Here is a 20,221-nt window from a genome sequence, read left to right as displayed (position 1 = left end):
GCCTTGGGCTCGCCCGCCCCATGCGATGAAAGCGCCCTTCACCGCGTGAGACGCGGGGAAAGTCCCCTTCAGCTCCCCGCCGCACCCACCGGCTCGACAGCGTCCAGATGCGGCAGGAAATGGTGCATCCGTTCCTGTTTGGTCCGCAGGTACCGCAGGTTCTCGTCGTTCGGCGTGACCAGCAGCGGCACCCGCTCGCTGATTCGCACGCCGTGCTGTTCCAGCTGGTCGACCTTCGCCGGGTTGTTGGACAGCAGCCGCACCGACCGCACGCCGAGATCGTTCAGGATCTCCGCCGCGGCACGGTAGTCGCGGGCGTCCACCGGCAGCCCGAGCGCGATGTTCGCCTCGACGGTGTCGAGCCCTTCGTCCTGCAGCCGCATCGCTTTCAGCTTCGCGAGCAGGCCGATTCCGCGTCCTTCGTGCCCCTGGGCGTACACGAGGATTCCGGCGCCCTCGTCGACGATCGCCCGCAGCGCGGCGGCCAGCTGGTCGCCGCATTCGCAGTGCATCGAACTGAACACGTCTCCGGTGAGGCATTCCGAATGGACCCGCGCCAGCGTGCCCGAGGTCGCGACGTCGCCGTGCACCAGCGCCATCTGTTCGGTGCCATCGGCGTCCAGGTACCCGTACGCGCGGAATACGCCGTACCGGGTGGGCAGTCTGGTCTCCACGACCCTCTCGACGGTCATCGGGCTTCTCCTGACTGTTCGGTGACTCTTGACAGAACGCGCGAGCAGGACGCCCGCACCGGGAAGGCTGGAGACGAGCGCGAGCACGCCGTAGACGACGGCCACGGTGACGCCCTGCGCCGAACCGAGACCCGCGGCGCCGAACAGCAGCGCGCAAACGCCTTCGCGCGGGCCCCACCCGCCGATGTTCAGCGGCAGCCCCATCGCCAGCAGGGCGAGGATCATCAGCGGCAGCAGGTCGCCGATCGGCGCGGTGACGCCCGCCGCGCGCGCGGCGACGACGAACAGGGCGAGATGCCCGGCCAGGGTGGCGACCGAAAGCAGGCCCACGCCGGGCCAGGTCTCCTTGGTCAGCAGGCCGAGCCGGACGTCGGCGAGGGAGACGGCGAACCCGCGGCGCCATTTCGATCCACTGTGGATCCATCGCCGCCCGGCCGTCATCCCAGTGACGACGGCCGCGAGCGCGAGCACGACCACCGCGATCCCCGCGACCGTCACCACGCGGTCGATCGGCGGCGGCACCACGGAAGGCGCGCTGAGCACGACGACGACCGAAGCGCCGATCACCACGATCTGCCCGGCTGTGCGTTCCAGCACCACCGCGCGGACTCCGCGCGGTACGTCACCGGCCTCGCGCCCGTGCTGAACGGCGCGGTTGACGTCGCCGAGGACACCCGCCGGCAGCACCCCGTTGAGGAACAACGCGCGGTAGTACTCGCCGACGGCACTCCTCAGCGAAAGCTTGAGACTGAGCCGCCGCGCGACCAGGCGCCAGCGCCAAGCGCTGAAAACCGTGGTGGCGAAACCGAACCCGAGCGCGGCGGCGATCCCGCCCGCGTCGACCTCGCGCACCCCGGCCAGGAACGCGCCGGTGCCCAGCTGCCAGACCAGCGCACCGAGGATGGCGAGCGCGCCGAGGATCCGAAGCCAGGGCCAGAACCGTTTCACGCGGGCACCACCAGGAGATCTTCGTGCTGGATCACCGCGTTCAGCTCCCCGGCGGCGCACTGCGCGAGCCGCCACTGCAGGTAGGAGTCGCCGTCCGCCGCGAGTTCCGGCCGCTGTTCGCAAGCGGCGCCGACCCAGCCGGTGAGCCATTCCGCGGTCAGCGCGGCCTGATCCGCCCCGAGCCGCCACGGGCTCGGTGCACGCCGCACGGTGGCGCCGAGACGTTCGAAAACACCGAAGGCGACGTCCACCGCGTCCGGTCCGAGCAGCCACCGGCCGCCGGTCACCCGGCGCTGATGCGCGTTGAAGGCGTCGGAGATCTCGATGTCGAACTTGTCCTTGGGCGAAAGCACGACCCGGCCCGAAACGCTCAGCGTGAACAGGACCGCGCAGCGCGCCTCGACGCACGCCTCCGCCAGCCGGGACATCTCCTCGGCGGTGAGCAGGTCGAGCAGCGCCGACGCCGCCACGAGCGAGGTCCCGGCGAGGTCGTCGGCGCGTAACTCGGTGATGTCACGCTGTTCGGTGACGACGGTGACCTCGCTTCCGTCCAAAGCGTGATCCGGACGGCTGGTGCGCGCCAGCGCGTGGGTGAGCAGGTCCGGGTCGCGGTCGTGCAGGATCCAGCGCTGGCGGCCGGGCAGCCGCCTGGCCAGCCAGCGGCCGAGCGAACCGGTGCCGCAGCCGAGATCCCGGATGACGACCTCGTCCTGGTCCGGCAAGAAGGACCGCACCGGCTCGATCAGCTCGGTCGCGCGAGCGGCGGCGTCGGCGTCTTCACGCAGCTGGAGCCAGCTGGGGGCGTACTTGGTCATGCCGCCGTCCGTTCGCTCAGCAGTACGGCGGCGACGCCGCGGGCCGTCTCGTCCCAGCCGGTCAGCGTCTCGCGGCGCAGGCGTGCGGAGGCGCGAAGGCGGTCACGCAGGTCAGGTTCGGTGAGCCAGCGGCGCAGGGCCGCGGCCAGCGCGTTGACGTCCTCACCGGGGACGAGCATCCCGGGCACACTGCCGTCGGGCGCCTGCCCGAGTGTGTCCGGCAGGGCGTCGACGGCGGTCGTGAGCACGGGGATGCCGCGCGCGAGCGCCTCGGTGACGACCATGCCGTAGGTCTCCGCGCGCGAAGGCAGCACGAGAAGGTCTGCCGCCGCGTACGTCGCTTCGAGCGCTTCGCCGGACCGGGGTCCGGTGAGGGTGAACCGGTCGCCGAGTGTGTGCCGCCGCAGGCGTTCGACGTAGCGGGTCTCGCGACGGATGGCGCCGACGCACTCACAGCTCCATGGGAGGTCCTTCAGCGACTTCAACGCGTCCGCGAGCAAGCCCTGGCCCTTGCGCGGCGTCACGTTGGCGACGCAGACCAGATGAGTCCCGTCCAGGCTCCCCGAAGCGACTTCGGCCTTGTCGACCCCGGGCGGCACCACGTGCACACGGTGCGGGGCGAGGTCGTGGTGCTCGATCAGCCGTCGCGCCGCCCAGTCGCTGGTCGCGACCACGGCGTCGACCGCGCCGAGCGTCTCCCGCTCCAGCCGGTCCAGTTCGGCGGCGAGCGAAGGCGAAAGTCCCGTCTCGTCGGCCAGCGGCAAATGCACCAGCACCGCGAGCGACAGCCGGCGCGCCGCGGGGGCGATCACCTCAGGCACCCCGCAGGCCACCAGCCCGTCGAGCAGCACCGCGGCGCCGTCGGGCAGCTCGGCCAGCTTGCGCGCCAGCACCTTGCGCGCTTCGGTGTCGGGCCGCGGCCAGTTCCCGCGCACGGGGATTTCGCGGACCTCCACCGCTTCGGCGGCGAGGCCGTCACACAGCCGGCGGTCGTAGACGTTGCCGCCGCTGGGCGCGCTCACGTCGTCGATGTCGTTGGGCAGGACGACGTGGAGGCCACTCACAGCGCACGCTCGTAGCTCGCCCACGCGACGTGGGATTCGTGCAGCGAGACGGTGAGCCCTTCGAGGCCGCGCGCGCCCTCACCGAGCGCTCCCGAGTGGACGCGGTCGGCGAGCCGGTCCGCGATGACCTTCGCGAGGAACTCGGTCGAGGTGTTGATCCCGGCGAACTCGGGCACGTCGTCGAGGTTGCGGTAGTTCAGGTCGGCGAGCACCGCTTTGAGCTCTTCGGTGGCCTTGCCGATGTCGACGACGATGTTGTCGGCGTCCAGTTCGGACCGGCGGAACGTCGCGTCCACCAGGAAGGTCGCGCCGTGCAGTCGCTGTGCTGGGCCGAAGACCTCGCCGCGGAAGCTGTGGGCCACCATGACGTGGTCGCGGACGGTGATACTGAACAACGGACCTCCCGGGTCGAACCCTTAACGCGTGTCCTCCATCTGATAGGTGACACGGAGGCAGAGCGTTCCTGGTTCATTCGCGGCCAGACGCGGCAAGACGTCCGGCAGTTCACGGAACTGACATTCCCCGCTGACCAGCACTTCGAATCCCGGATCGGCGAGAAGACGCAGCGCGAGCGCCAAGCGGTCGGCGTAGGTCCGGTTCAACCGGCGGGACGGCGAGACCATGCCGACCTGGCTGCTGCGGATCGCGAGCCGTCGTGAGTGGAAGTTCTCGCCGAGCGGGACGCTGATCCTCCGGTCGCCGTACCAGCTCAGCTCGATGACCTCGCCTTCCGGCGCGAGCAGTTCCAGCGACCGGGCGAGGCCCGCTTCGCTCGCGCTGGCGTGCACGACGAGGTCGCAGTCGCCGAGGGCGTCCTCGGGTGTCGAGAAGTCGACACCGAGCACTTCGGCGACCTTCGCGCGCTCCGGGTCGACGTCGATCAGCTGCACCCTGGCCCCCGGGAACCCGGCCAGCAGTTTCGCGACGCTGCTGCCGACCATCCCGGCGCCGACCACGGCGATCCGGTCGCCGATTTTCGGCGACGCGTCCCAGACGGCGTTGACCGCGGTCTCGACCGTCCCCGCGAGGATCGCGCGCTCCGGCGGGACTTCGCGCGGCACCGGCGTGACGGCGGACGCCGGGACGACGAAGCGCGTCTGATGTGGATAGAGGCAGAAGACGACCTGCCCGGCGAGGTCCTCCGGACCGCGTTCGACCACGCCGACATTGAGGTACCCGTACTTCACGGGACCGGGGAAGTCGCCTTCCTGGAACGGCGCGCGCATGGCCGCCCGTTGACTCGGTGGGACCTCGCCGCGGAAGACGAGCGTCTCGGTGCCGCGGCTCACGCCCGTGTACAGGGTGCGGACCAGCACTTCGTCGTCGCCGACCGGAGGGAGCGTGACGGGCCGGAGTTCACCGTCGCCGGAACCACTGAACCAGAAGGCGCGTTCCATCGTGTCCTCTCATGTCGGACCCTGGAAGCGGGGTCACCGCCACCATAACGAGGAGGCCTCGTGATCAACCCCGGAGTTTTCCTGGGGGTCCTCGTCCAGCTGGCGCTGCTGGGGACGCTGGACGCCGTCACCGGGCTGGGCCCGCTGGGCTGGCTCGCCGGAGCGGCCTACGGCCTCGCCGTGGGCGGATTCCTGACCTACGGCCTGAACCGGAGCACCGCGCGCTCCCTGGGCCCCGCTGATGCCGTCACGCTCGCCCGCTCCGGGCTGGTCGGCTGCGTCACCGCGCTCGTCGTCGACACCGCGGGACGGGAGATCGTCGCGATGGTCGTCATCGCGTCGGTCGCGCTCGCCCTGGACGCCGTCGACGGCCAGGTCGCCCGCCGCACCGGGACGGCGTCGCCGCTGGGCGCGCGGTTCGACATGGAGGTCGACGCGTATCTGATCCTGATCCTGAGCGTGGTCGTCGCGCAGTCGCTGGGCCCGTGGGTGCTCACGATCGGCGCGATGCGCTACGTCTTCGTCGCGGCGAGCAGGCTGTGGCCTTGGCTGAACACGCCGCTTCCGCCGAGCATGGCGCGCAAGACGGTCGCGGCGGTCCAGGGCATCGTGCTGGTCGTGGTGGCCTCGACGATCCTGCCGCTCTGGGCGGGTTTCGTGGTCACGCTGGGCGCGCTGGCGCTGCTGACCTGGTCGTTCGGACGCGACACGTGGTGGCTGCTGGAGCAGCACGCCTTCACCGCCGCGCCCGCGTGATCACGCGTACTGCGCTTCGCCGTTGCCGATCGACCAATCGATGGGATTGTTCTCGGTGATCGTGACGAGCACGTTCCGCGGCTCGGTTCCCGCGTACTCCTCGGCGAGCTCCGCGATCCGCCGGTAGAGCGACTTCTTCTGCTCGTCGGTGCGGCCCTGCCGCATGGTGATCGTGATGAACACGACCCCTTCGTCGCGGTGGATCCCCAGGTAGTCGTCGTATTTCAGGGTGTTCTGGCCGTTGAGGACCTGGAAGCGGTCGTCGGCCGGGATGCCGAGCGTCTCGACCAGCGCGTCGTGGACGGCGTTGCCGAGGGCTTCGAGCTTCTCGGTCCCGATGGTGTCGATACGGACGAAGGGCATGTCAGGTCTCCTTGGTGGTGAGCAGGCCGAGGGCGCCGTCGACTGCTTTCGCGAACACGTCCGGGGAACCGGCGGCGCGGGCGAGGATGTATCCGCCCTGCAGCGCCGCGACGAGCGCGGTCGCCGTGGCGAGCGGGTCCAGCGCCTGGTCGAGCTCACCGGCCGCGCGGCCCTCGTCGAGCAGCTCGGCGAGGCGCCCGGTGAGCCAGCCGAAGTACTCCTCGACCGGCTTGCGCAGCTCCGCGTCGGCCATCACGTCGGGATCCTGGGCGAGCCTGCCGACCGGACAGCCCTTGAGCACGTCACGCTCGCGGCGCAGGTAGACCGTGATGCGCTCGACGACCGACCCGGGCCCGGAGAACTCGGCTTCCGCTTTGGCGCGCAGATCGTCGGCGCTGCGTCCGATCGCGGCGAGCGCGAGTTCGGACTTGCCCTGGAAGTGGTGGTACATGCTGCCCTGGCCGGCGCCGGAGCGCTCCTGGATCGCCTTCGGGCTGGTGCCGACGTACCCGCGCTCCCACAGAAGCTCGCGAGTGCTCTCGATGAGCCTTTCCCTCTTGTCCACATGCTGACCGTACATACTAGTAGGTACAGGGACAACCCAGGCGCTTGGGAGCAAGGGACCTTTGCTGCCACTTTGACACTTCTCCGCAGGTCAGCGCCCACTTTCCGCATTTAGTCCTCTAAACGCGCTCCAAGTCCGTGAAGGCCTCCTTCACTACCCTCAAGGTAGGGAAGGAGGCCTTCACGGACCGGCAGATAGCCACATGCGCCTCAGCGACCCCAAGCCGCGCACGAAGGCCCCCTTCATTGCGCCTAGCGCAGTGAAGGGGGCCTTCATGTACCTGGGAAGCATTTAGAGGACTAAACGCGCCCCAAGGCTCAAGAACGCGAGTCCTGCGCGAACCGCTCCCACTCCCGGTCCCAAGCCGCCCACCGCGCCCGGTTCAGCAGGTGCCGGGCGAGCAGATACCCCGCCACCAGCAGCGTCACCGCGCTCAGCCACACACCGACGCCGACCCCGATCCCCGTGCTGGCCGCGTCCTGCGGCATCACCGGCGGCTCGACGACGGCACCGGACTCGTCGAGCCACACGGTCACCGCGTCCCCCGCCGAAGCGCCGAGATCGACACTCACGGCAGCCTCCTGAAACCGACCATCCGGCAACGCCCACCGCGCCGCCACCGAAGCCGTCTCCATCGAGGGCGTCCCGTCGACACCGATCCGCGCCTGCGGAGCGTCTTCGAGCAGGAACGCGGTCGTCGAGTGACGCGAAGCCGTCTCAAGAGCCGAGCGCGCCATCATGGTCGCGTACGCCTCCGAGCCCGCCGCCGCGGCCAGCGGCACACCGAGCAGCGCGATCAGGACGCAGGCGACCAAGATCGCCGCCTCGATCCGATCCCAGCTCCGGCCGAGGTGGATCCGGCGCCACAGGTGCACGAGCGACACGACGGACCTCCTTCACCGGTAAGCCTGCGCCGGGAAGAGCCGTCACGACAGGAGGCTTTGGTCCCGCATCCAAGACCACGTACGCGGCGAGCCTCCGGTTCACCGCACTACGTGTTCGTACGCGGACTTCAGGTCTTCGACCCGGCCCGGCGGAGCCACTAGAGGCCCCTTCGCCCAGTCGCAGCCGAGTTCGTGCAGCACCTCCAGCTGCCGCGCGGTCTCGACCCCTTCCGCGACGACGACGAGGTCGACGGCGTGCGCCATCGCCATGATCCCGGCGACGATCGGTTCGGCGTCGCTCGACCGCCCGAGATCGGCCACGAACGACCGGTCGATCTCGATCACGTTCAGATCGAGCCCGCACAGCTGGGCGAGCGAGGAGTATCCGGCGCCGAACCGTTCCGCGGTCACCCGCACCCCGGTCTTCCGCAACGCGTCGACGGCGTCGGCCGCGTCCTTCAGCGCCGTCTCGTCGACGTCGAGGCTCAGGTCCTGCGGCCCCAGGCCGGCGTCCTCCAGTGTTGTCTGGACCACTTGCAGCAACGTGGGATCGCCCAGTTGGCGGACCGAAAGGCTCACATTCACATTACAGTGCACACCATGATCGGCACGCCATCGAGAGATCTCGCAGGCGGCCTTGGCGAGAACCTCCGCCCCGATGACCGTCAAAAGATCGCCGTCGTCGGCGAGCTCGGCCAATTCCGCCGGATCGATCGGCCCGCGAACGGGATGGTTCCAACAGGACTTCGCCTTCACCGCGACCGTCCGCCCGGTCCGCAAATCGACGACGGGCTGATAAACGGTCTCGACCAGGCCTTCCGCGACGGCGTTCCGCAGATCCTGTTCCAGCGCGAAACGGTCTCGTACTCGTTTACGCATGATCGGCGCATAGAAAGCGTACCGGCCGGGTCCGAACGTTTTCGCCTGATACATCGCCAAATCGGCGTCTTCCAGCAATTCGTCGGCCGTGCGCCGATCGCCCGGTTCGGCGATCACTATTCCAATGCTCGTATTGATATGCAGTTCTCGGCCGTGCACGGTGAGCGATTCGGCGAGCCGCCGCTGGAGATGATCGGCCAGCGCCCGCACCTCGGCGGCTTCGGTATAACCGGTGGTGATGACCAGGAACTCGTCCCCGCCGAGCCGTCCGACCAGGTCCGAAGGCCCGGCGGCGGCCCGCAGCCGGTCGCCGATGATGCGCAGCACCTGGTCGCCGACGGTATGACCGAGCGAATCGTTGATGATCTTGAACTTGTCGAGGTCGATGAACATCACCGTGGTCGTGGCCGCCGGGTCGGCGATCGTCCGGCGCAGGTGGTTCAGCGCGAGCGTGCGGTTCGCGAGCCTGGTCAGCGGGTCGTGGGTGGCCTCGTAGGCCAGCCGCTCGCTGATCGCGCGCCGGTCGGTGATGTCGGCGAAGGACGTCAGCACCGAGGGCACGCTCTGGCCGGGTGCCATCAGCGGACCGGAGGTCAGCGAAAGCCACCGATGCGCGCCGTCACGCCGCCGTACCTGCACGACCCGTCCGGTCTCGACCTTCCCGGACCGGCGCACCCGCGCGGACGGCAGATCGTCGACGGGCACCGGGACACCGTGCTCGTCGTGCAGCCGCAGCGTCCGGCTCTCCAGGCCGACCAGGGAACCCGGCGGCACGCCCGCGATCCGGTGCGCCGCGGAGTTCGCCAGCTCGATCCGCCCACCGGGGCCCACCAGCAGCACTCCCTCGTCGAGCGTCTCGACGACGGTGGCGAATTCGGCCTCGGCCCGGCGCTGCGCGGTCTCGTCGGCGCACAGCAGCACGTAACCGTCGAACATCTCGGCCGCGGAGACCCGCACCGCCAGCGCCGTGCCGTCGGCGCTGTAGTGCGTCGCCTGCACGACACCGCCCGCCGCGACGACCTCCCGCGGGCTCATCGGCGCGCCGACCACCTCGGCCACCGGAACCCCGATGACCTGGTCGAGGTCGTGCCCGTAGACGGCCTCCGCCGCCGGGTTCCAGCTCGTCACCAGCCCGTCGGGCGAGGTCGCGATGATCGCGTCGCTCGCGTGGCCGACCAGCGCCGCCTGGAACCGCAGCCCGGCCTCGGCCGCCTTCTGCGTGGTCAGGTCGCGCATGATCACCTGGTACGCGGGTTTGCCCTCCCAGGTGGTGAGCACCGCCTGGGATTCGACGTCGACGCTGCGGCCTTGCAGGGTCCGCAGGGTCATCTCGGTCGGTTCGCTGAACGAGCCGGGCGAGGCCAGCGAACCGATCCGCGCCAGCAGCGCGTCCTGCGACCCCTCGTCGACCAGGTCCGTGATGTGCATCCCGATGATCTCGGTCGACACCTTCGCGCCGACGAAGCGCATGGTGGCCGAGTTCACGAAGACGACTTTGCCCCGTTGATGGACACAGATCCCGTAAGGGCTCGCCTCCACCATCGTGAGATATTGCGTTCCCAAAGTGCCGCTGTCGGAATTTTGCTCCAAAAGGCGGTACCCCTGGCCGAGAAAAGCGAGCGCGGGTTCGCCGCGCCGATCCCTCTCGGCGGACAACTCGGTCAGCAGACGGACGAGCGACGCGTGCCGCCCGGGTTTTCCCACCGTGCGGGTCGCGGTGCCGTTCGCTGGCGAGGAATCCTGATCCGAGGGCCGGTGGGTGTCGGGAGTCCCACCGTCGAGATCGTCAGGATCCATCTGATCCAAACCCCCTACTCGACTGATGTAGCTTCCGATTAGATCACTAAATCGACGTAGCCGTCCTCCCCGGACAGCTGATCGGTGCGGCTATTCCACCCCAGCGTTGACTGAATGTAGTTGAAGGGAAACACGTGCGGAGCAAAACAGACATCTGCGGCATCGGCGCCGTAACCGCCTACGGCTGGGGGCGCGAAGCACTGTGGGAGGGCCTGGCGAGCGGCGTCCCCTGCGCCCAATTCACCGACGGCTTCGGGGAAACCCCGGATCTGCCCGGCTGGGTCGCGCACGTTCCCGAGGGCGGCAAGGCGAGGGACGGCAGTTTGCACGCCCGCGCCCTGCTCGCCGCGGCACGGGAAGCGATCGAAGACGCCGGCTCGCGGGGCTGGACGCCGGGCCGCCGGGTCGGGGTCATCTCCGGCGGCGTCCGCGAGGACCTGCGCACCTGGGACCGGCTCACCGAACTCGGCGAACAGCTCATGTACCGGCGCGAGTTCATCGGCATGATGCCCTCGACCCCGATCGCCACGCTGATGTCGGAGTTCGGTTTCCACGGCCCCTCGATGGCCACGTCCGCGATGTGCGCGACCGGGAGCGCCGCCGTGCTCACCGCGAAGATGTGGCTGGACGCGGACATGGCCGACGACGTCGTCGTGGTCACCACCGATCTCTCCGCGACCAGGCCGATGGTGCGCAACTTCGTGCACTGCGGGGTGGCGATCACCGACGTGCCCCCGCTCGAAGCCTGCCGTCCTTTCCAAGAGGGCACAAAGGGTTTCACCTTCTCCGAGGCCGCGGTCGCGGTGGTGTTGACGCAGCGGAAGACCGATTCGTACGCGACGCTGCGAGGCGGCGCGATGACGCACGAAGCGCACAACGCGATGGCACTCGACCCCGATTCGACGAGCGCGATCGAGGCGGTGACCAGCGCGCTGGAGAACGCGGCCGCCACACCGTCGGACGTCCGCTACCTCAACGCGCACGGGACGGGCACGAAACTCTGCCACCGCACGGAATCCCAGATCCTCGAAGCGGTCTTCCCGCGCGAGACCGGGATCTACTCGATCAAACCGCTGACCGGGCACAGCCAGTCGGGCAGCGCGCTGACCGAGATCGCGGCCATCTGCCTCGCGGCCGAGCGGGATCTGGTGCCGGCGCCGAAACCGGTGGCGGACGGGCATCCGCAGCTGATGGACGGACCGTCCCGGCCGGAAGGCGGGCTCACCGTCAAGACGTCGATCGGGATGGGCGGTTACGTCGCGGCTGTCGTATTGGAAACCGCCTAGCGAGCAATTCGATAACACACGGTCTCTCCGTCGTCACGAGCTGTCATCATATGGCGACAAGCACTGAGCACGGAGGCGACCATGAGCGCGCGAACGGCATCCGACAACCTCGTCCACAACTACCTGTTCTTGCGGCGCGCCATCGGTTTCCTCGGGATCGGACTGCCGTTCGTGCTGGTCTTCGGGAAGCTGGTCGTCGACGGTGGCGGCCTGCTCAACTCGATCAGCGGTTACTACTACTCGGGAATGCGTGACGTCTGGGTCGGCGTCATGTGCGCCATCGGCGTCTTCCTGTTGTCCTACCGGGGTTACGGCCGGGTCGACGACATCGCCGGGAACATCGCGGCGGTGGCCGCGGTCGGGGTGGCGCTCTTCCCCACGACTCCGGCGAACGGCGACCGCACGGACGAGATCGTCGGGCTGCTGCACCTCGGCTTCGCCGCGGTCTTCTTCCTCACCTTGGCGTTCTTCTGCATCGTGCTGTTCACCAAGTCGGACAAGGAGATCCCCGGCCCGCGCAAACCCGAACGGAACCGGCTGTACGTCGCGTCGGGCGTGATCATGCTGGTGTGCCTGGCGTTGATCGTGCTCTGCGGCCTGGTGTTCGACGAGCTGACGAGGGACCTCTACCCGGCGCTGTGGCTGGAGTCGGTGGCGATCCTCGCGTTCGGTGTCGCATGGCTCACCAAGGGCGGGACGCTGCTGCCGGACAAGACCGTGCTGCCCGGAACGCGCGTGACCGCTTGACCTGTGCCGATCCTGGTAAAGGAACCTTTGTCATCGGCCGGGTCGTTGAGGCCGTATGACCGATCGCATCGCACTCCGGCTCGGCCGTCGCGACCTGCTGGTGGTGGCGGGGATCCCCGGGGCGGGCAAGACCACCCTGCTGTCCCGGGCGGCGACCGGCGCGCTACCGGTGCTCGATTCGGACCAGGTCCGCGCGCGGCTGCGCGAACGGTTGCCGCCCACGTTGCCGTACCGGATCTACCGGCCGCTGGTCCACGGCTGGCATCGCGCGCGGGTCGTGCGGACCGCGCTGGCGCACGGCGGCCCGCTCGTCGTGCACGAACCGTCGACCAGGGCCACCACCCGCGGCCTGCTGGCCCTGCTCGGCCTGCTGAGCCGCCGCCCGGTGCGGTTGCTGTGGCTCGACGTGGCGCCGGAGGACGCCCGCGCGGGCCAAGTCGCGCGCGGGCGGGTCATCCGGCGGCATTCGTTCGCCCGCCACGTCAAAAGGGCCGAGAAGGTACGCCGTGCCCTGCGTGAGGGCTGGGTCCCGGCGGGCTGGCACAGCGCGCGGATGGTGACCCGCGAGGTCACCGGCGCGCTGCGCTTCGTCACCGAGGAGGAGCCGGGGAGACACCGCTCAGGCGACGTCCGGCTCCTCCGCGTCGAGCTTCCCGCGACAAACACAGTCCGCGCGGGCTAACGGTTCCGGCTCGGGTTCGTCCGCGGGGCCGGGACGGCTCGGGTGCGGGTTCGACGGCGTCCAGCGGATGCGTACCGGCATCGTCGTTCGTCCTTTCACTCCGCGATCCCCTCTTTCCCGGAATACGGACGCGACGGGCTTCCGGTTCAGATACCCACGTAGTTTTCGGCGAAGAAGTCTTGGTGCGCACGGGAAACCCGCAGGCTCTCCAGCCGTGCGTCCCGCAGCGCCCGCTGGAAGACGGCCTCGTCGTCGTAGCCCGCCGGGCCGTGCAGCAGATTGATCATCCAGAGCGAGAACTCCTGCGCACGCCAGATCCGCGGCAGGCAGTCGGCGGAGTAGCGATCGAGCGCCGTCGTGTCACCATCGAGGTGGGCCGCGATCAACGCGTGCGCGAGGATTTCGGCCTCCATCAACGCGAGATTCGCGCCCTTCGCGGCGGCGGGACTGATGAGGCTCGCCGCGTCGCCGGCGAGGAACAGGTTCCCCCGCTGGATCGTGTCCATCACGCGCGAGGCCATGTCCACGATCCGGCGCTCGATGATGGCGCCGCGTTTGAGCTCGCCGTAACGATCGGAGCGCATCCGCACGTGCAGTTCGTCCCAGATGCGGTCGTCTCCCCAGTCCTGAAGATCCTCACCGCGCGGGACTTCGAGGTAATAACGCGTCACCGTCGGCGTTCTCGCCATATGCCCGGCGAATCCGCGTTCGTGGATCGCGTAACCGATCGCGGACATGCTCGGCGGCGCCTCGGCGAGGATCGCGAGCCACGAGATGTCGTGATCCCGCCGGAAGACCCGCGCGGGGACGGATCTCAGCGAGACCCCGCGCCTGCCGTCGCAGCCGGCGATGTACTTGGCACGCAACAGAAGATCATCGGCGATGACCGTCGCGTCCATCCCCGACACCGACGAGACCTCGGTGCCGAACCTGATCTCCCCGCCGCGGGCGAGGAATTCCGCGATCAGGTCGGTGACCAGGAACTGTTGCGGGTAAACGGTGTGCACCTCACCGTTCCCGAGTTCACTGTAGTCGAGCTCGAATTCGGCCTGATCGTTGCGGAAGGCGCAGGTGTCGTGCCGCGCGCCCTTCTCGATCAGCCCGGCGGCGAGCCCGTTCTCGGTGAGCACGCGGACACTGTTCGCGGCGAGAAAACCCGCCCTCGCCCGGTTTTCGACATGTTCACGGCTTTGCCGTTCGAGGATCAGGCAGTCGATCCCGGCGGCTCGCAACAGGTTTCCCAGCACGAGCCCCGCCGGACCGGCCCCCACGATCACCACGTCGGCATCGATCTTTCCCACGAAAGCCCCCAGTACCTTCGCCCGCCCCCAGCGCGGTCCAAGGTACACAAAACGGCGTGCCGCCGTGGGTGTTCAGTCCTTCCGGTCGCGCGCCCGTGCCCGCCGTTTCCCTTCGTGCATCGCCACCACCCGGGCGATCGGGATCGTGTGCCCCTGCTCGACGAGGTCGGCGGGCAGCCTCTGCGGTTCCGGCATCGACTCGGCCCAGGGATCCTTGCCGCCCAGCAGCTCGGGCGCCGTGTGCACGGTGAAATCGGCGGGGACCACGTTTTCGAGGTCGTCCCAGGACACCGGGAACGACACCGTCAGCCCCGGCCGCAACCGCGGGCTGTACGCCGCCGCGACCGTGTTGCCGCCCGCCCGCGTCGAATCGAGGTACACCTTGCCTTCGCGGTCTTCCACGATGTACGCGGTGGTCGCGACCGACGGATCGAGCCGCTCCGCGCGGGCGGCGAGCGCGCGGGTCGCGGCGAAGACGTCTTCGAAGCCTTGTCCCGGCACCAGCGGGACGAAGATGTGCACTCCCTTGGAACCACTGGTCTTCACCGTCCCGACGAGCCCGGATTCGGCGAGTGCCTGGCGCACCAGAACGGCGGCCTTCACGACGTGCGCGAAATCGTCGCCGGCGGGCGGATCCAGATCCAGCACGAGATGGGTCGGCCCCGCGTCGACGTCCGCGGTCATCAGCGTCGGGTGATATTCGACGGCGCGCTGGTTCGCGAACCACAACAGCGTGCGGCGGTCGTCGCAGAGCGCGTACGACACCTGCCGTTTCGAGGTCTCCGCCCACATCCCGTACCGCTTCACCCAGTCGGGCGTGTACTTGGGCAGGTTCTTCTGCATGAACGGGTCTTGGCCGCGCAGGATGCGGATCACCGAAAGCGGCCTGTTCGCCAGCACGGGGACGAGGCGGTCCGCGACCGCGTCCAGATAATCCACCAGGTCGCGTTTGGTCACGCCCTCGAACAAGGGCTGATCGAGATTGGTCAGCTTGACGCCGTCCCGTTCGCACATGGGACGAGCCTGACACAAAAGCCTCGTGAGCGGTAATGACGGTTCTAGCCGTCATTACCGCTCACGAGCCCTGCTACCTAGCTGATGTTGGCGTCGATGCAGGCGTAGAACGCGTTCGCCGTGTCGTAGACGTTCCAGCGGGCGAGGATCTTGTGCCGCCCGCTCTGCTGCAGGTTCACGCTGTGGGTGACCGTGGCGCCCGGCTGCGCGCCGCCGTCGTTGAAGCTGGCGACCTTGGCACCGTCGACGAAGTACTCCCAGGTGCTGGTGCGGTGGCGAGCCGTCAGCGTCCACCGGAACGTGGTGGTACGGCCGAGGGAATGCACCTTCCAGCCCTTGCTGTCATCGTTGAGGTCCGCGAAACGGCCGACACCGCCGTTGCAGCTCATGAGACCCTTGGGGCCTTCGACACTTTGCGGCTCCCATTTGATGGAGCCACAGGAAACGGTGTTCTGGGCGCATTGTGCCTGCCTGCTCGCAGGCGAGGAAACGTAACCGTGCGCGCTGGCGGTGCCCGCCGGGATCGCGACCAGGGCCGCCGGCACCATGGCCGCACCGGCCGCCAGGGTCAAAAGCCGTCGTTTGAAGCTCATGCCTACCCCTTTCCCATCTCTACACCCACCGCGGACTCGAGATTCCTGGGTCACAGCGAGCGAAATACCAATGAAGGTTGGGACCCATCCGCCGAAGCACCGAGCGGGCGAATGTGGTCTAGACCATAATTGGTTCAGACGACTCGGTCAAGAGTAACCAACCGGCCACTTGGAGTCGTGAAGATCGAACAGGGGTTGTCAAGCCGGACGATCAGCCCGCACCCAAACAGACGAACGGTCGCCGGAACGGATCAACGGCGATGGTGTCCGCCAAGGCGGTCGCCGGTCCGGCGCCTCCCGCGAGGCCGCGGTGGTAATCGTCCATCGCGGCCGCCGCAGCCTCGTCACCGACTCGGCTCAACGGCGCGATCACCGTCCGCGAACCGCTCGCGAGCAACGCGCTGGCGAAACCGAGGACCTCGTCGCCGGGCCGGATCCGGTTCAGCGCCAGCTCGCACGCCGCGAAGACGACCTGCGACGGCGGCTGCGCCAGCCCGGCCATCTCGTGCGCGAAGAGCGCGCCGTCGGCCAATTCCAGCCGGGAGAACAAGGCGTTCTCGGGCTCGTGCGCGCCGTGCGCCGCGATGTGCGCGAGCTTCGCCCCGTCCAGCGCCCGCAGAACCGACGACACGGTCGCCTCGGCGCCGGCCAGCGTATGCGCGGTCCGGTAGTGCATCGCGAGCTTGTCCAGCTCACCACGGGTCCCGACGAGGCCGGGGCCACGGACGAGCACGACCTTCCGCGCGCGGGACACCGCCGACCGCGCCGCCCCCAGCCAGGCCGTCGCCGACGGGGCGACGACGATCGGCCGGGACCGCAGCGCCGGCAGCACTCCCCACGGGACGGCGAACAACGGACCGGTCGGCACGACGATCAGGCCGCGGTCCCCCAGCAGCGCTTCGAGCGGCCGGATCAGCTGGGTGTCCAGCCGTTCGGCCTGTTTCCGCGCCGAACCGAGTACCGACTGGACCAAGGGTGCCGGCAGCTGATCCGGCGCGAGGGCGTCGAGGTCGACGTTCAGCATCCGCGCGGATTCCGCCGCCCGCACGGCCGAACCGAGCCGCACCAGCTCGCATCGCCCGTCGACGACGACCATCGCCACCAGGTCGTCCCCCGACGACGCGAAACTCACCAGCGCGCGTTCGCCCAGCTCCTGGGCGACCTCCGCGAGCCGCGCGACCGGCCGCGGCCTACCCCAGCGGCCCGTATGCCAGCCGAGCCGATGCGCCTCACGCAACCGCTCGGCGTGCTTCGTCCGCAAGGCCGCCGTCGGATGCCCCTCGTGCTGTGCCTGGTGGATCGCCTGATCGAGCCCTCGAACCTCGCCGATCCGCTCGGCGAGCTCCGGATCGGTCGCGACAACTGGTTCGTACCGGTAACTTTGCGCCCTGGTCCGCTCCGTCCAGCCGAACAATCGGGCCGCGTCGGCCCGCTCCAGCACGATCTTGACGGCCAGGTCCGCCAATTCCCTGCCGTGCAACGCCGTGCCGGACACCAGCTCGATGCCGCCCATCCGGTCGCGGACGCGGTCGAGTTCGGTGAGCCCGGCCCGGATCTCCGCCAGCGCCTTGCTCTTGTCCCCCTCGGCCACCGCGAGTTCCGCGCGGCAAAGCCGGCGCAGCATCCGATAATCGACGGAGGTCAGCCGTCCCGGCTGCGGAATCCGCGCGAGCAGCTCGGCGGCACGTTTGCGTTTCCCCTTCCGCAGCTCGACCCGGACGGCCAGCATCCGCGCCAGCGCGGCCTGGTCGGCGAGCCGCGGCATCGGCATCGCGTTCGCCGCCCGCAGCGCGCGCGAGGTCAGGGTTGGCGGGATTTCGTTGGTACGCAAGGCTTCTTGGACGTCGGCGCGGAGGCCGACGATGGTCGCGTTGGCGACACAGGTCTGGCAGCCCCAGCGCAGCGTACGACGCCGGGCCGAAGCGGCATAGGTTCGCGCGAGCTCCAGATCATCGGTCATCAACGCCGCGGTCGCGCGGAACAACTCCACCCCGCCCAAATCCCTGGTGATACTCCGCTGTTCCAGCATCACCGGCAGAATCTCGTCGAGATGGGCTCCTGCCTCTTCGGCCAGGCCCGCGGTCAACAGCGCTTCGGCCCGCTCCCACCTCAGCAGGGGCGGGATGTCCAGATCCAGCGAACGGTAGATCCGCTCGCTTTCCTCGTAGAGCCGCAGCGCGGCGGGCACGTTCCCGACCCGGAGTTCGAGCGTGCCCAACGGGCGGCGGACGTCCGCGGCCTGTGCTCGCAGCCCGTTCCGTTCCGCGAGTTCCACCGCACTGACGAGGTCCCGCCTCGCCCGCCGTACATCGCCGAGCCTGGTGTACGCGAGCCCCCGCGTGGTCAACGTGCCCAGATAAGGATCCAGCGAGGTCGAGGGATCCTTCGCCATGGCGAGTGCGGCCTCTTTGTGCGCCAGTGACGAATCGAAATACCCTGTGCTTTCCTCGTTGCGACCCACCGCCATGAGCAGGAGTCCGTAATTGTGGTCGAGCTGCCCGCGTAATTCCGCGTAAAGTCGGGGGTCGTCCACCGCTTTCAGCAACTGTCGTACGTCGTCCAGGCCGGCGAGACCGGAAGCGACGCCCCCGCTGGTCTCCGACCCCACGGTCGCGATACTGGAAGCCAGCCGGATCCGGGCGGCGAGCCAGTCGTGCCTCATCTGCTCGGCGACCGGATGGATGGAATCGAGCAACGCCATGCCGCGGCGGAGCAGAAGGATTCCTTCGCGTTGACGGGCCGAACACGCGGCATCGATACCGGCGCGCTGGAGTTCGCGCGCCTTGCGAATGACCTCGATTTGATCGAGTTGTGTTACCGCCACTGATCTATGACAGCACACTCCGTAGCCGAGAGTCGCCCGCCACCGGTTCGAAACCGGGTGACGGGCGCACTTCTACGGCCAGGAGCATTGCTCAGGGAGTGGGCGGCGGCGTCTGAGCACATCCGCCGGGGCAGTCGCGGACCCGTTCGTTCTGGTGCTCACAATCGGGACCGTGCCGGTGTTCTCCCTGGTCAGGCTTGGGCTGGGCCGGGTCGACCGGCTCCTCCTCGCCGATGGGGTCCTTGACGTCCGTAGGCGTCGACATTTGACGATCTCCTCCCCTGGTGATCATTTTTGTCATATCAGGCAGCCCCATTCACGACTGCCCCCCTCTGTTCACAGGCCCTCTTCCTGCGAACGGGGTAATAGTGCCACAACGGAGCAGTGATCGGGAGTTTTTACCTACACTGAGTCATCGGAGGCACCCAATAGGGGGACGCCTGGTTAGCAAACCTCACGATCTCCGCTCATTGCGCACACCGGCGCACGCGAAGCGGCCCAGGAAAGATCAATTCACTGCGCCATCCGGCCTAAGATCCAAAACTTCTTGCGGCACAAGGGTTTCCGGCCCGAAAAGCGAGGGAACTCGCCGCCTGTCGGGGGATGACCGGCGAATATCCGGAGGAGATAACGATGCCCACGTGGTTGGTCATCATCATCGTCATCGCCGCGATCCTGGTGGTGGGAGCGGCCGCCTGGTTCGTCATCGAAGGACAACGCAGGCGGCGATTGCGTGAGACGTTCGGGCCCGAATACGACCGGGCCGTGCAGGAACACGAAAGTCCGCGGGAAGCCGAACGTGAGCTTTCGTCGCGGGTGAAACGACACTCGGATCTCGACATCCGGCCGTTGCCGGAGACCACAAAGGACCGGTACGCGCAGGAATGGGCGCTGATCCAGGAACAGTTCGTCGACCGCCCGTCCGGCGCCGTCGTCGAGGCGGACCGCGTACTGGTCTCGTTGATGGCCGAGCGCGGCTACCCGACCGAAGGGTACGACCAGCAGCTCGCGGATCTGTCCGTCCGGCACGCGAACGCGTTGCGGCACTACCGCGCCGGGCACGACACGCTGGTGCGCCACCGGGAATCCGAAATGTCCACAGAGGACATGCGGGAAGCGATGAAGCACTACCGCGAAGTGTTCGAAGAACTGTTGACCGACGCCGGCGAAGGAGCGGAAAGCCATGGAAAGCAGGCCCCTGGAAACCGAGGGAACGGAACGGCTCGACGAGGATCGGACCACTGACGGCGACACCGGCCGTCCCCTGGGCACCGAGGACCTGGTGGCCACCGATCCCCAGCGCACCAACGAAGACGAAGCGCAGGCGTTGTTCGAAAACGCCGACGTCGACCGGTTCCGCGACAGCTGGCAAGGCATCCAGACGGCCTTTGTGGACGATCCGCGGCGAGCGGTCAAGGAAGCCGACGAACTCGTCGCGGTGGTGATCCAGAACCTGGCCACGACCTTCGCGGACCACAAGAAGGAATTGGAATCCGCGTGGAGCCAAGGTGAACCGGCCACCGAAGACCTCCGGATCGCGCTTCGCCGCTACCGGTCGTTCTTCAACCAACTGCTGAGCGCCTGACGGAAGCCTCGTGAGTGGCGATCCACTCA

General features: G+C 68.5%; 20 protein-coding genes. 7 read left to right on the top strand and 13 right to left on the bottom strand.

What is annotated here, in order from left to right:
* Positions 1-68: 68 nt before the first annotated feature.
* The 5 genes from ribA to AORI_RS47595 are packed head-to-tail and all read right to left on the bottom strand — an operon-like array spanning position 69 to position 4,916.
* Complete coding sequence (gene ribA, locus AORI_RS82770; protein ID WP_016331714.1) at positions 69-1,640, bottom strand: GTP cyclohydrolase II; 1,572 nt, start codon at positions 1,638-1,640, stop codon at positions 69-71.
* Positions 1,637-2,455, bottom strand: a complete 819-nt coding sequence (locus AORI_RS47610; RefSeq protein ID WP_016331713.1) for a methyltransferase domain-containing protein — start codon at positions 2,453-2,455, stop codon at positions 1,637-1,639. The genes ribA and AORI_RS47610 overlap by 4 nt, the downstream gene beginning before the upstream one ends.
* The gene (locus tag AORI_RS47605) at positions 2,452-3,519 is read right to left on the bottom strand and encodes a glycosyltransferase family 4 protein (protein WP_016331712.1); all 1,068 of its coding nucleotides are present in this window, start codon (positions 3,517-3,519) and stop codon (positions 2,452-2,454) included. Before AORI_RS47605 ends, AORI_RS47610 begins: the two co-directional genes overlap by 4 nt.
* Positions 3,516-3,914 (bottom strand): 6-pyruvoyl trahydropterin synthase family protein, encoded by a 399-nt coding sequence (locus tag AORI_RS47600; protein ID WP_016331711.1) that lies wholly within the window; start codon positions 3,912-3,914, stop codon positions 3,516-3,518. The genes AORI_RS47605 and AORI_RS47600 overlap by 4 nt, the downstream gene beginning before the upstream one ends.
* Before the next feature lie 21 nt (positions 3,915-3,935).
* Positions 3,936-4,916, bottom strand: a complete 981-nt coding sequence (locus AORI_RS47595; RefSeq protein WP_016331710.1) for a zinc-dependent alcohol dehydrogenase — start codon at positions 4,914-4,916, stop codon at positions 3,936-3,938.
* A 60-nt stretch (positions 4,917-4,976) separates the two neighbouring features.
* On the opposite strand from AORI_RS47595, the gene AORI_RS47590 reads away from it, so the two are divergent.
* A complete protein-coding gene (locus AORI_RS47590; RefSeq protein ID WP_016331709.1) occupies positions 4,977-5,672 on the top strand; it encodes a CDP-alcohol phosphatidyltransferase family protein in 696 nt (231 codons plus the stop codon).
* Here AORI_RS47590 and AORI_RS47585 read toward each other — a convergent pair whose 3' ends face one another.
* The 4 genes from AORI_RS47585 to AORI_RS47570 form a co-directional block, all read right to left on the bottom strand.
* Positions 5,673-6,035: a tautomerase family protein gene (locus tag AORI_RS47585; protein WP_016331708.1), complete on the bottom strand. Its 363-nt coding sequence runs from the start codon at positions 6,033-6,035 to the stop codon at positions 5,673-5,675.
* A gap of 1 nt (position 6,036) precedes the next feature.
* Entirely contained in the window at positions 6,037-6,600 is a 564-nt protein-coding gene (locus AORI_RS47580) for a TetR/AcrR family transcriptional regulator (RefSeq protein WP_016331707.1), read from the bottom strand.
* A gap of 317 nt (positions 6,601-6,917) precedes the next feature.
* A complete protein-coding gene (locus AORI_RS47575) occupies positions 6,918-7,484 on the bottom strand; it encodes an Rv1733c family protein (protein WP_016331706.1) in 567 nt (188 codons plus the stop codon).
* Positions 7,485-7,583: 99 nt separating this feature from the next.
* Positions 7,584-10,160, bottom strand: a complete 2,577-nt coding sequence (locus AORI_RS47570; protein ID WP_016331705.1) for a sensor domain-containing protein — start codon at positions 10,158-10,160, stop codon at positions 7,584-7,586.
* A 134-nt stretch (positions 10,161-10,294) separates the two neighbouring features.
* Between AORI_RS47570 and AORI_RS47565 the strand changes: the two genes are divergently transcribed.
* From AORI_RS47565 to AORI_RS47555, 3 genes are all read left to right on the top strand, one after another.
* Entirely contained in the window at positions 10,295-11,446 is a 1,152-nt protein-coding gene (locus tag AORI_RS47565) for a beta-ketoacyl synthase N-terminal-like domain-containing protein (protein ID WP_016331704.1), read from the top strand.
* A gap of 81 nt (positions 11,447-11,527) precedes the next feature.
* The gene (locus AORI_RS47560; protein ID WP_016331703.1) at positions 11,528-12,193 is read left to right on the top strand and encodes a DUF998 domain-containing protein; all 666 of its coding nucleotides are present in this window, start codon (positions 11,528-11,530) and stop codon (positions 12,191-12,193) included.
* Between the two features lie 55 nt (positions 12,194-12,248).
* On the top strand, positions 12,249-12,875 hold the full coding sequence (locus tag AORI_RS47555; RefSeq protein WP_016331702.1) for an AAA family ATPase: 627 nt from the start codon (positions 12,249-12,251) through the stop codon (positions 12,873-12,875).
* A gap of 146 nt (positions 12,876-13,021) precedes the next feature.
* Here AORI_RS47555 and AORI_RS47550 read toward each other — a convergent pair whose 3' ends face one another.
* The 4 genes from AORI_RS47550 to AORI_RS47535 all read right to left on the bottom strand — a co-directional run bounded on the left by AORI_RS47550 (position 13,022) and on the right by AORI_RS47535 (position 18,445).
* On the bottom strand, positions 13,022-14,176 hold the full coding sequence (locus tag AORI_RS47550; RefSeq protein WP_016331701.1) for a 4-hydroxybenzoate 3-monooxygenase: 1,155 nt from the start codon (positions 14,174-14,176) through the stop codon (positions 13,022-13,024).
* A gap of 72 nt (positions 14,177-14,248) precedes the next feature.
* A complete protein-coding gene (locus AORI_RS47545) occupies positions 14,249-15,190 on the bottom strand; it encodes a DNA polymerase domain-containing protein (protein WP_016331700.1) in 942 nt (313 codons plus the stop codon).
* 77 nt (positions 15,191-15,267) lie between these two features.
* Positions 15,268-15,783 (bottom strand): lytic polysaccharide monooxygenase auxiliary activity family 9 protein, encoded by a 516-nt coding sequence (locus AORI_RS47540; RefSeq protein WP_016331699.1) that lies wholly within the window; start codon positions 15,781-15,783, stop codon positions 15,268-15,270.
* Between the two features lie 211 nt (positions 15,784-15,994).
* On the bottom strand, positions 15,995-18,445 hold the full coding sequence (locus tag AORI_RS47535) for a CHAT domain-containing protein (RefSeq protein WP_420806975.1): 2,451 nt from the start codon (positions 18,443-18,445) through the stop codon (positions 15,995-15,997).
* On the opposite strand from AORI_RS47535, the gene AORI_RS84140 reads away from it, so the two are divergent.
* From AORI_RS84140 to AORI_RS47525, 3 genes are all read left to right on the top strand, one after another.
* A complete protein-coding gene (locus tag AORI_RS84140; RefSeq protein ID WP_228688439.1) occupies positions 18,437-18,610 on the top strand; it encodes a hypothetical protein in 174 nt (57 codons plus the stop codon). The genes AORI_RS47535 and AORI_RS84140 overlap by 9 nt on opposite strands.
* Positions 18,611-19,240: 630 nt before the next feature.
* Entirely contained in the window at positions 19,241-19,852 is a 612-nt protein-coding gene (locus AORI_RS47530) for a hypothetical protein (protein WP_016331697.1), read from the top strand.
* Complete coding sequence (locus tag AORI_RS47525; protein WP_016331696.1) at positions 19,791-20,192, top strand: hypothetical protein; 402 nt, start codon at positions 19,791-19,793, stop codon at positions 20,190-20,192. Before AORI_RS47530 ends, AORI_RS47525 begins: the two co-directional genes overlap by 62 nt.
* Positions 20,193-20,221: the final 29 nt, after the last annotated feature.

The sequence above is a fragment of the Amycolatopsis keratiniphila genome (assembly GCF_000400635.2).
Classification (GTDB): domain Bacteria; phylum Actinomycetota; class Actinomycetes; order Mycobacteriales; family Pseudonocardiaceae; genus Amycolatopsis; species Amycolatopsis keratiniphila.
The sequence above is the reverse complement of the archived record's forward strand: the minus strand, read 5'-3'. Positions and strand labels throughout refer to the sequence as shown.

What these genes read in the sequence shown, in the direction of transcription:
- AORI_RS47530 (WP_016331697.1), top strand. Translation starts at nt 19,241, where the DNA reads ATGCCCACGTGGTTGGTCATCATCATCGTCATCGCCGCGATCCTGGTG.
- AORI_RS47535 (WP_420806975.1), bottom strand. Translation starts at nt 18,445, where the DNA reads ATGAGGCACGACTGGCTCGCCGCCCGGATCCGGCTGGCTTCCAGTATC.
- AORI_RS47570 (WP_016331705.1), bottom strand. Translation starts at nt 10,160, where the DNA reads ATGGATCCTGACGATCTCGACGGTGGGACTCCCGACACCCACCGGCCC.
- AORI_RS47610 (WP_016331713.1), bottom strand. Translation starts at nt 2,455, where the DNA reads ATGACCAAGTACGCCCCCAGCTGGCTCCAGCTGCGTGAAGACGCCGAC.
- AORI_RS47595 (WP_016331710.1), bottom strand. Translation starts at nt 4,916, where the DNA reads ATGGAACGCGCCTTCTGGTTCAGTGGTTCCGGCGACGGTGAACTCCGG.
- AORI_RS47555 (WP_016331702.1), top strand. Translation starts at nt 12,249, where the DNA reads ATGACCGATCGCATCGCACTCCGGCTCGGCCGTCGCGACCTGCTGGTG.
- AORI_RS47545 (WP_016331700.1), bottom strand. Translation starts at nt 15,190, where the DNA reads ATGTGCGAACGGGACGGCGTCAAGCTGACCAATCTCGATCAGCCCTTG.
- AORI_RS47560 (WP_016331703.1), top strand. Translation starts at nt 11,528, where the DNA reads ATGAGCGCGCGAACGGCATCCGACAACCTCGTCCACAACTACCTGTTC.
- AORI_RS47525 (WP_016331696.1), top strand. Translation starts at nt 19,791, where the DNA reads ATGGAAAGCAGGCCCCTGGAAACCGAGGGAACGGAACGGCTCGACGAG.
- AORI_RS47585 (WP_016331708.1), bottom strand. Translation starts at nt 6,035, where the DNA reads ATGCCCTTCGTCCGTATCGACACCATCGGGACCGAGAAGCTCGAAGCC.
- AORI_RS47540 (WP_016331699.1), bottom strand. Translation starts at nt 15,783, where the DNA reads ATGAGCTTCAAACGACGGCTTTTGACCCTGGCGGCCGGTGCGGCCATG.